We start from the raw sequence: 7,417 nt of genomic DNA on the forward strand, positions 1-7,417 counted from the left end.
CAAGCTGTCCGGCGCCCGGATCCGGCTGATCGGCGGGGACGCCACCGCCCTGGCAGAAGCAACGGACGGCCGGCCGGACCTGGCCGTGTACTCCCACCCGGTCACCGAAGCGGGGCACGTTGAACTGCTGCCGTTCCTGCACGAGCAGGCCATCAGCATCACGGCCCACCGCTTCGGAACTCCGAACCACCTTTCCGATGCCCTGATCTGAGCGTGAACACTGTTTCGTCAGATCGCCGATGACACAGAGAAAGGCCCGGCGGCCACCTTGTTCAGCCGCCGGGCCTTTCGCTGTTGTCGGATGGGGCTGCGCTTCAGCTAACAGCTGCGGCGCGGCAGGAGACCTTAGTAGTCACCCCAGATACCAGCCCGGGGGAGCCCACGAGGCGGGAACGCTGTGGGCGGAAAATTCTTCACAACGGGTGCAGGTGTAGGCGACTTCGCCCAGTGTCCTGACCGCCCCGTCACGCCGGTAAACCGGTGGAATGTACGACTCCAGATAGATAAACTCGTCCGTGCCGCACTTGTCGCACGTCGGCTTGCTGACGAACTCGGGCTCTGCCCTGGAAGTGATCGAGCTGTGACCCGAATGGTGGGTGACCAGAGGACGCACCGGGTGGTGCGTGCGCGTTAAGGCGGGGTAAAAATGGGTGTTCTCGGCTGTCGTCATTGGCTGCCTATCCCGAACGCGGCCAGCCCATGGGTTGCGGGGCGCGCTCGTACGGTTTGAACCGGCCACTGCTTGACCCCATGGATAAACCAGCATAGGCGAGGCAGGCTTTTTCTACAATGGTTTGAGCAACCCCGGCCGGGGTTTAGGGCACTGTCAGGCTGACTTCTTGAGGGTCCTGCCCACGATGGCCTGGGTCAGTGCATCGATCACTTCAGCGTTGGCCAGCGGGTTGCGGATCAGGGTGAAATCAACGTCGCCCACCGGCGGCAGGTCGAACCGGCGGGTGATGATCTTCAGATCTTCGGGAACGAGCGACGTCGGCATAACAGCGATCCCGATACCGGCCCGGAGTGCCGCCAGGACCCCACTGATCTGCCGGGTTGTACAGGTGATCCGCCACGTCCGGCCGTGGGATTCGAGGGCATCGATGGCCAGTTTCCGGCTCAGGCTGGGGGAGGGGTAGGCGATCAGCGGCACGTGATCCCCCGGTTCAAGGGACGTCTGCTCCAGCCCCACCCAGGAGAAGGAATCGTGCTGGACCACTGTGCCGTCCTTGACTCCCGCCACCCACTTGACGAACACGAGGTCCAGCTGGCCCGCGTTGAGCTTCCGGTACAGCTGGTCGCTTTGGCCGACCGTCAGCTCGAGGTTGATCTGGGGATAGACCTGCCGGAACTCGCGCAGAATCCGGGGAAGTCCTGTGATGGCAAGGTCATCGGCGGTGCCGAAGCGCAGCCGGCCGCGCATGGCGGAGCCGGAGAAGTACCGGGCCGCGGCATCGTGCGCCGACAGGATGGTGCGGGCAAAGCCGGCCATGGCATCCCCGTTGTCAGTCAGGCGGACGTCGCGGGTGTCCCTGGTGATGAGGACCCGCTTGGCGGCCTGCTCCAGCTTGCGGACGTGCTGGCTGACGGTGGGCTGTGCCAGTCCCAGCCGTTCGGCGGCCTTGGTGAAGCTCAGCGTCTCCGCCACGGCAAGGAAGGAGCGGAGCTGGGCGGGTTCGAACACGGGGTCTCCTTGGGCTGCCGGGGCCTGAAATGGGGTCTTATTACGTATTGCAATGCTAGTTATAGACTCGATAGACCTGCATAATCGCTCCTGATCAGCTTAGCGTTGGAGTCATCCCGGACCGCCCGCTTCCCTGAGGACATCTCTGTGGCACCCCCACCGCTTTCATCGGCAACCGTCAGCCAGCCCGTCATCGACTCCGCTTCATCCCAAACCCAGCCCATCGCCGTCGTCAGTGAACACCTCCCGTGGCGGCACACCTTTATTTCCCTGAAGGTCCCCAACTTCCGGATCTTTGCGATCGGCCACTTCGTTGCAGTGATCGCGCTCTGGATGCAACGGATCGCCCAGGACTGGCTGGTGCTGGAACTGTCCGGCTCCGTCACCGCCGTGGGCATCACGGTGGCGCTGCAGTTCCTGCCGTCGCTGCTCCTCGGCCCGTGGGGCGGGATGATGGCTGACAGGTTCGCCAAGCGGAAGATCCTCATCCTGTGCCAGTCCATGGCCGGCGTGCTGGCAGCGGCACTCGCCTTTCTTGCCCTCAGCGGCGCGGTGGAAGTCTGGCACGTGTACGTCATTGCGCTGGTGCTGGGCCTGGTCACCGTGCTGGACCAGCCTGCGCGGCAGGTGTTCGTCAACGAGCTGGTTGGCCCGAAATACCTGCGCAATGCCATCAGCGTCAACTCCACCACCTTCCAGCTGGGCGGGCTGATCGGCCCGGCGCTGGCGGGACTGCTGCTCACCGCCGTCGGAGCAGGCTGGGCCTTTGCCGCGAATGCGCTGGCGTGCTGCTCCACGGTGACCATGCTGCTGCTCCTGCGCAAGGACCGGCTGTTCATCAGCAGGCCGGCGCCCAAGAAGAAGGGCATGCTGCGCGAAGGGCTGCAGTACGCCCTCAGCAAGCCCACCATTTACTGGCCGTGGCTGATGGCAGGGTTCATCGCAGTGTTCGCCATGAGCCTGCCCGTGCTGCTGGCTGCCTTCGCGGACCGGGTGTTTGACGTCGGCGCCGGCGGCTACGGCCTGCTGAACGCCCTTGTGGCCCTGGGCGCCCTGGCCGGTGCTGTCGCGTCCACCCGGCGCCGGCAGCTGCGGCTGCGGTCCGTGGTGTTTTGCGCGGGAATGTACGGCGTGATGCTCTGCCTGGCCGCGTTCGCCCCGTCCATGGTCTGGTTCGGAGCGGTGATGGTGATGTCCGGCTTCTGGTGCCTGATGTTCCTCACCGGCTCCAACCAGCTGGTCCAGATCAGCTCCAACGTGGGCATCCGCGGCCGCGTCATGAGCCTGTACATCATGGTGCTGATCGGCGGCCAGGCCATCGGCGGGCCCATGCTCGGCTGGATTGCCGAAAACGTGGATCCCCACGTTGCCCTCTTCGTTTCCGGCGGGGTGCCGGCGCTCGCCGCCCTGACGGTCGGCGTCGTACTTGCCCGCAAGGGCGCGCTGGGGCTCAGGGTGAACCTGAAAGACCGGCGGCACCCGGTGCGCATCGTGAGCCGGGCGGCTGCCTAACGGGCCGCTGGTGGCAGAGGGCGACGGCGGTGCAGCCCGCCGGCAGAATGACGGGCGCCCACCACCGCAGCCGCAGGAATTACAGTGCTGGGTGGGGGTACTCCGCACCGCGCTTCTGGAACTCCAGCACATCGTTATTCCGGACCACGCCGTCGCGGATCTCGATGGCCCGGGAGATGGTCTCGTTGCCGTCCCAGGCCGCCGGTCCGCTGATGACCGTCTCGAGGAACGGCAGCAGCGCCTGGCTGATTTCCCAGGTGGAGGAGTTCCAGAGGTAGGACGGGCTGTGGTCCACCGCGTAGTAGTTGATGTGGTCGCCGATCGTGAACATGGGCTCGGCAAAGGTGGTGGAGCGCGCCCAGCTGAAGCCCATGCCTTCGTCGCAGGAAACGTCGACGATCAGGCTGCCGGGGCTGAATGCCGCCAGGTCCTCGGTCCGCAGATAAGTCAGCGGGTTGTTGGGGTCCTGCAGCGTGCAGTTGACCACGATGTCGCTCTCGGCCAGGAACGGCGCCAGCGGAACCCGGCCCCGCTCGGTGATGACCTGGCTGAGGAAGGGGGCCTCGGCGTCGTGATCAAACTGCACGATGTTCACCGAGTGGATCGGGGCTCCCACGGCGGCAACCCCGCGGTTGGTCAGCACCTGCACGTCATGAATGCCGTGGGCGTTCAGCGCGGTCACGGCTCCGCGTGCCGTGGCGCCGAACCCGATCACCACTGCGCTGAGCCGCCGCCCGTAGTCGCCCGTAGAACCGGTCAACGCCAGGGCATGCAGGACCGAGCAGTACCCTGCGAGCTCGTTGTTCTTGTGGAACACATGCAGGCCGAAACCGCCGTCGCTGGCCCAGTGGTTCATGGCCTCGAACGCAATCAGCGTCAGCTTCTTGTCGATGGCCAGCTGCGTGATGGCACGGTCCTGGACGCAGTGCGGCCAGCCCCACAGGACCTGGCCGTCGCGCAGCTCTGCGAGGTCTTCCGGCTGCGGTTTGGGCAGGAGGACGACGTCGGCCTCCGCCAGAAGCGCTTCCTTGGTGGCCATTTTGCCCACGAGGGTTGAAAGGTGGTCATCGGAGACACCGAAACGCTCGCCGTAGCCCTGCTCCAGGATGATGCGCCGGCGCAGTTCGGGGGCAATCCGCTCAAAATGCAGAGGATGGATGGGGAGACGGAGTTCGTCCGGTTTCCGCGTGGAGGCCAGGACGCCCAGGCTCAGCTGGGTCTGCTGCTCATTCACTTCTTTTTGGCGGCCTTGCTGGGCGTGGCGTCCACGGAGCTGGCCGGCGAGGAAGCGGCCCTCTTGTCGGCGCGCTTTTCCTTGATGGATTTACCTGATTTTGCGGATGCTGCTTGACGGGGGGACTTGTCAGCCATGATTGCTCCTGTAGCGGAACCGAAGAGGTTCCTGACTTCCGACGATACACGCCGGCACCTAACGGGCCGCGGGAAACCGGCGCCCGGAATCCGGCGGTGAATCCGGCACGGAGCGTTCAGCGCGGCGGTCATTGTGCCGGCACCTTCACGGTGTGAAAATGACGCTCTGGGCACTGCGCCGGGCAGGCCTTGCGGAATTACGGGAAACAGCACCATGGGAACCATCACGATCGAAAGCACCGTCCTTATCCCCTGCGGACGTCCGGAGGTTTATGCGTTCTGCGTGGATGCGCAGGCCCGGGCGGCCGTCCCCGGCCAGGAGGGACAGGTCCTCGAGTTCCAGGACCAGGTGCCGGAGCGGTCCTGGACCGAGACGTTCGTGGGCAGCGGCGAGGCCGTAACGTGTTCCTACGTCCTGTATCCGGTAGCTGACAGCACGCGGATGACTGTGACCGCCCAGTACGAGCCGAAGGGTCTCGGGCGCATCTTTTCCGCCGCCAAGGACGGTGCCTGCCGGAAGCTGGAAGCGACCCGGCTGGCAGCGCTGAAAAAGGCAGTGGAGCGAGGGGTGAGGAAGGCCAGGAACGGATAGGTGACTGACGTGGTGTTCAGTGGCGCTGGAGCGGCTGACGGGAATCGAACCCGCGTATCAAGCTTGGGAAGCTAGCGCTCTACCATTGAGCTACAGCCGCGTCGCCCCCCCCTTGTGAGCGGGGCAGAACTTAGCTTAGCGCAGATGCGCGCCCTCCCCTGCAACGTGCGACGCCTGTGCGGGCCGTGTCCGGGGGAGCAGCCCCAAGCGGCCGCGTCATCCAATAACTGTTCCATAACGCCACCGCCTGTGGCTAGGTCCGGGCCGGGCCGGATGGCTACTCTGAACCCGTTAGCTGCAGTGTCATGGGGGTGGGGCGGGCTACCAACGCCGACCTGCCGCTGACCGAAGGACTCCCATGGCATTTGCAGAGCACGACGTGCTTATCCGCCGTGACGCCATGGCGGTTTACAACTTCCTGATCGACGGAATGAACCTGCCCCAGTGGCGCCGGGGCATCCGCACCATCGCCCTGCTTTCCGGCGCAGCCGGGACCAAGGGTGCCGTTTACCAGCAGACGATGACCGGGCGGGCAGGCCTGCCTGTCCAGGCAGATTTCGAAATCACGCACGCCAGGCCCGGGGCGGAGATCCAATTCAAGGTGATTGCCGGCCCTGCGCAGCCCGCGGGCGGTTACTACCTCAGCACGGAACAGGGCGGAACCCGGGTCCGGTTCGCGCTCGAATACCAGCCCAAAGGCCTGCTCGGCCTCATGAACATCCGCTTCCAGCGCACCATGAAAGCCGAAGTGGCCCAGCTGATGCGCCTCAAGGATGTGCTGGAGCTGCGCTCGGCCGCTTAGGCCCGTTGGGTTACTGAGCCAGCCTCTGGCCGGCCCAGCTTCCGGAAATGTTCGACGCCGCCGCCAGGGTTCCGCCGCTCAGGTCCCAGTACTGCACGACGTCGTTGGCCCGGCGCAGTGCCACCCCGGTGGAATTCAGCGCGGTGACGTCGCGCAGCGGCCTGATCCCGGTGACGTCGCCCCAGCCGGTGGCCACAGTGGCCCGGGCTTCGGCGCGGGGCGCCACGGCGCCCGCTCCCCGGTAAAGCTGCACAACGCCGTCGCCCCTTATCGCCAGGAGGTCCTGGAAGCCGTCGGCGTCGTAGTCCACCATGCTCAGCCTGGTGGCGGCAACCCCGCTGGCCATCAGCGTGCGCGAGGACATGTCGGTCAGGCCAACGTTGGGGTAGAGCCAGAGGTTGCCGCCGGTGTCGAGGGCTACGAGCTGGGGCAGCCGGTTGTTGGCGCACCAGCCGCCGACGGCGAGGGTCATGGCGGCCCACCCGGACTGGCCGAGTGTGACCGGAGCCCCGAAGCCTCCGCCGGCGGCCCCCGGATGAAGCGTGAGACGGCCGTCATTCCACTGGGCAAGGATGTCGTAGGCGCCGTTGCGGTCCCAGTCGGTGACAAAGACTTCCTTGGCGCCGCTGAAGAAGGAGTGTATGACCCTGGCTGGGCCGTAGGTCCGGTTCCCGGTAGAGGGCCGGTTGATGAGTTCGCCGCCGGTGGTGATGGAGACGAGGTCGGCGGCGCTGGTAATGGCCGCGCTGCTCAGATCCGATGTGGGCGGCATGTGCCTGACGGCCGGGTCGCAGAGACTCGCCGTAGCCGGCGGGAACGCGTTCCCGCCGGTTGAGCTGCCGCCGGGCGACGTGACGGTGCCCGCCGGGAGGTTGGTGTAGCCAAAGAAGTTCACCACACCCCAGAGCGTGTAGCGGTTAGGGGTGGTCTGCCAGTTGCCGTCGGTATAGGTGACACCGGCGCCCATGACGTTGAACCGCGGGTCCAGCAGCATGGCATTGTGGCCGGGGGAGGTCTTCCACCATTCCACCAACTGGGCGGCTTCCCTGTCCCAACGGACGGCGATGACCTCGCCGGCGCTGCTGGGGCTGAGGGCACGGGGATCCGTCCAGAAGCTGGCACGGTGTTCGATGACTTCGCGGGTGGCAATGTTGTTGGACCATTCCTGGGCCATTCCTGCCACAGTGGCGTGGTACTTGACGGGCGCCAGGCTGTTCGCTGCCCGGTATTCGTTGATCTTATTGAAAACCGTAAGGATGGCGGCCGAGTTGCTGTCCGGCACCAGGGCCTCAGTGCTGAGTGACTCGGTGGCAACCCCGGATTCCGCTGCAGACCTGTCTACCGGCTGGGACAGTTCAGCTGCCGGCGCCCAAAGCGGCGGGATGGACGGCGGCTCAGGCGCAACCTGTTCGCTGGTGCTTGCGGATGCGGTGGGGGCCGCCAATGGCTCCGTGGTGGT

The 7,417-nt window shown here is 65.7% G+C and carries 8 protein-coding genes and 1 tRNA gene; 4 read left to right on the forward strand and 5 right to left on the reverse strand.

From position 1 onward, the window contains the following. Positions 1-211: hypothetical protein (locus DBR22_RS11465; RefSeq protein ID WP_146187479.1), on the forward strand; the 211-nt coding region annotated here is incomplete at its 5' end. A gap of 615 nt (positions 212-826) precedes the next feature. Here the strand turns inward: DBR22_RS11465 and DBR22_RS11475 are convergent. Next, positions 827-1,681, reverse strand: coding sequence for a LysR substrate-binding domain-containing protein (locus DBR22_RS11475; RefSeq protein WP_108599121.1), 855 nt, complete (start codon positions 1,679-1,681; stop codon positions 827-829). 147 nt (positions 1,682-1,828) lie between these two features. Here DBR22_RS11475 and DBR22_RS11480 point away from each other — a divergent pair, with 147 nt between their 5' ends. Continuing rightward, positions 1,829-3,193, forward strand: coding sequence for an MFS transporter (locus tag DBR22_RS11480; protein ID WP_108599126.1), 1,365 nt, complete (start codon positions 1,829-1,831; stop codon positions 3,191-3,193). Between the two features lie 79 nt (positions 3,194-3,272). On the opposite strand, the gene DBR22_RS11485 is transcribed toward DBR22_RS11480, so the two are convergent. Together DBR22_RS11485 and DBR22_RS23835 are read right to left on the reverse strand one after the other, a co-directional pair. Next, entirely contained in the window at positions 3,273-4,427 is a 1,155-nt protein-coding gene (locus DBR22_RS11485) for a N(5)-(carboxyethyl)ornithine synthase (RefSeq protein WP_108599122.1), read from the reverse strand. Next, positions 4,424-4,564 (reverse strand): hypothetical protein, encoded by a 141-nt coding sequence (locus DBR22_RS23835; RefSeq protein WP_181365140.1) that lies wholly within the window; start codon positions 4,562-4,564, stop codon positions 4,424-4,426. Before DBR22_RS23835 ends, DBR22_RS11485 begins: the two co-directional genes overlap by 4 nt. Positions 4,565-4,778: 214 nt before the next feature. Here DBR22_RS23835 and DBR22_RS11490 point away from each other — a divergent pair, with 214 nt between their 5' ends. Beyond that, positions 4,779-5,156 carry a hypothetical protein gene (locus tag DBR22_RS11490; RefSeq protein WP_108599123.1) on the forward strand — a complete coding sequence of 126 codons (378 nt, stop codon included), beginning with the start codon at positions 4,779-4,781 and terminating at the stop codon, positions 5,154-5,156. Positions 5,157-5,182: 26 nt separating this feature from the next. On the opposite strand, the gene DBR22_RS11495 is transcribed toward DBR22_RS11490, so the two are convergent. Further along, a tRNA-Gly gene (locus DBR22_RS11495) sits at positions 5,183-5,256 on the reverse strand. Positions 5,257-5,514: 258 nt separating this feature from the next. On the opposite strand from DBR22_RS11495, the gene DBR22_RS11500 reads away from it, so the two are divergent. Next, the gene (locus tag DBR22_RS11500) at positions 5,515-5,958 is read left to right on the forward strand and encodes an SRPBCC family protein (RefSeq protein ID WP_108599124.1); all 444 of its coding nucleotides are present in this window, start codon (positions 5,515-5,517) and stop codon (positions 5,956-5,958) included. Between the two features lie 10 nt (positions 5,959-5,968). Here the strand turns inward: DBR22_RS11500 and DBR22_RS11505 are convergent. After that, a partial coding sequence (locus DBR22_RS11505; RefSeq protein ID WP_258229155.1) for a CAP domain-containing protein occupies positions 5,969-7,417 on the reverse strand: 1,449 nt, incomplete at its 5' end.

Origin of the sequence: Arthrobacter sp. HMWF013, assembly GCF_003061105.1 — a bacterium.
Classification (GTDB): Bacteria; Actinomycetota; Actinomycetes; order Actinomycetales; family Micrococcaceae; genus Arthrobacter.

What these genes read in the sequence shown, in the direction of transcription:
- DBR22_RS23835 (WP_181365140.1), bottom strand. Translation starts at nt 4,564, where the DNA reads ATGGCTGACAAGTCCCCCCGTCAAGCAGCATCCGCAAAATCAGGTAAA.
- DBR22_RS11490 (WP_108599123.1), top strand. Translation starts at nt 4,779, where the DNA reads ATGGGAACCATCACGATCGAAAGCACCGTCCTTATCCCCTGCGGACGT.
- DBR22_RS11500 (WP_108599124.1), top strand. Translation starts at nt 5,515, where the DNA reads ATGGCATTTGCAGAGCACGACGTGCTTATCCGCCGTGACGCCATGGCG.